General features: G+C 77.1%; 2 protein-coding genes. Both read left to right on the top strand.

The window, feature by feature from the left end; translation table 11 throughout:
- Window positions 1–764, top strand: a 764-nt coding sequence (locus ABD194_RS19235) for an ROK family protein (protein WP_343994481.1), incomplete at its 5' end; no start/stop codon positions are given.
- Window positions 761–1,423 (top strand): 1-phosphofructokinase family hexose kinase (locus tag ABD194_RS19230; protein WP_343994479.1); only part of this gene is annotated, 663 nt, incomplete at its 3' end. The genes ABD194_RS19235 and ABD194_RS19230, both read left to right, overlap by 4 nt.

Below are 1,423 nucleotides of genomic sequence, written 5' to 3'. Positions count from 1 at the left end.
GCGCGCCCGGCGCGCCCGATGACTCCGCCGACGAGGAGGTCCGGGTGATGGCCGTGGGCCTCGTGGTGCCCGGGCTGGTCGACGACGTGTCGGGTATCGGCGTGTGGTCGGCCAACCTCGGCTGGAACGACCTGGACCTGCGCGGCAGCGTCGCCGCCCACGTCGACGTGCCCGTCGCCGTCGGCCACGACGTGCGGGCCGGCCTGCTCGCCGAGCACCGGCTCGGCGCGGCCCGCGACGCCGACAACGTGCTCTTCGTCCCGCTCGGCACCGGCCTGGCGAGCGCCATGCTGAGCCGCGGCCGGCTCGTCACCGGGTCGTCGTGGACCGGCGAGATCGGCCACGTCGTCGTCGTGCCCGACGGCCCGCTGTGCGGCTGCGGTGAGCGCGGTTGCCTCGAGGCGGTCGCCAGCGCCGGGGCCATCGGTCGCCGGTGGTCCGAGGCCACCGGCATCACCGGCGACGCCGAGGAGGTGGCACGCCGCGCCGAGGCCGGTGAGCCCGAGGCGGGCCGCGTCTGGCAGGAGGCCGTCGACGCCCTCGCGGCCGTCGTCGCCCCGATCGTCGCCGCGGCCGGGACGGAGCTCGTCCTCGTCGGTGGCGGGCTGGCGCGGGCCGGCGACACGCTCTTCGAGCCGCTACGGGCGGCCCTGCGCGCCCGCCTCGGCCGGCGCGCCGACGTCGCGGTCGAGGCCGCCGCCCTCGGCGACCGCGCCGGCTCCCTCGGCGCTGCCACCATCGCGCTCGACCTCGTCGGCCGATGATCATCACCTTCACGCCGAACCCGGCGCTCGACCTCACGTATGCCGTCCCCGCCGTCGCGCTCGGTGAGTCGCACCGCGTCGGCTCGGTCAGCGAGCGGGCCGGGGGCAAGGGGCTCAACGTCGCCTCCGTGCTGACGACGATGGGGGCGCAGGCCGTGGCGGTCGCCCCGGTGGGAGAGACGGACATCAACCTCTTCGCGGCCGATCTCGGCGCCCGCCGGGTCAGGCACCGACTCGTCCCGTCCCCGTGCCCGACCCGCCGCTCGGTGGCCGTCATCGAGGCCAGCGGCCGGGCAACGCTCTTCAACGAGCCCGGCGTCGCCCAGTCCCATCGCGTCTGGGACCGGCTCTGCGAGACGATCACCGGCCTCGCGGCCGAGGCGTCCCTGCTCACGGTCTCGGGCAGCTTCCCGCCGGGCACCGACCCCGACCTCGTCAGGCGCGTGACCCGTCTGGCGCACGAGCTGCGCCTGCGGGTGGTCCTCGACGTCAGCGGCGTCCACCTGACCCGGGCCTTGGCGGCCGGCCCCGACCTCGTGAAGCCCAACCGGGTGGAGGCTGCGACGACGCTGACCGGCCTGGGCCGCGGTGACGTGCCGTCGGTGCCGGGGGCAGCGCGGGCGCTCGTGGCCGCGGGGGCCCGCGCCGCGGTGGTCAGC

Origin of the sequence: Terrabacter terrae (assembly GCF_039529575.1) — a bacterium.
Lineage (GTDB): Bacteria > Actinomycetota > Actinomycetes > Actinomycetales > Dermatophilaceae > Terrabacter > Terrabacter terrae.
The sequence above is the reverse complement of the archived record's forward strand: the minus strand, read 5'-3'. Positions and strand labels throughout refer to the sequence as shown.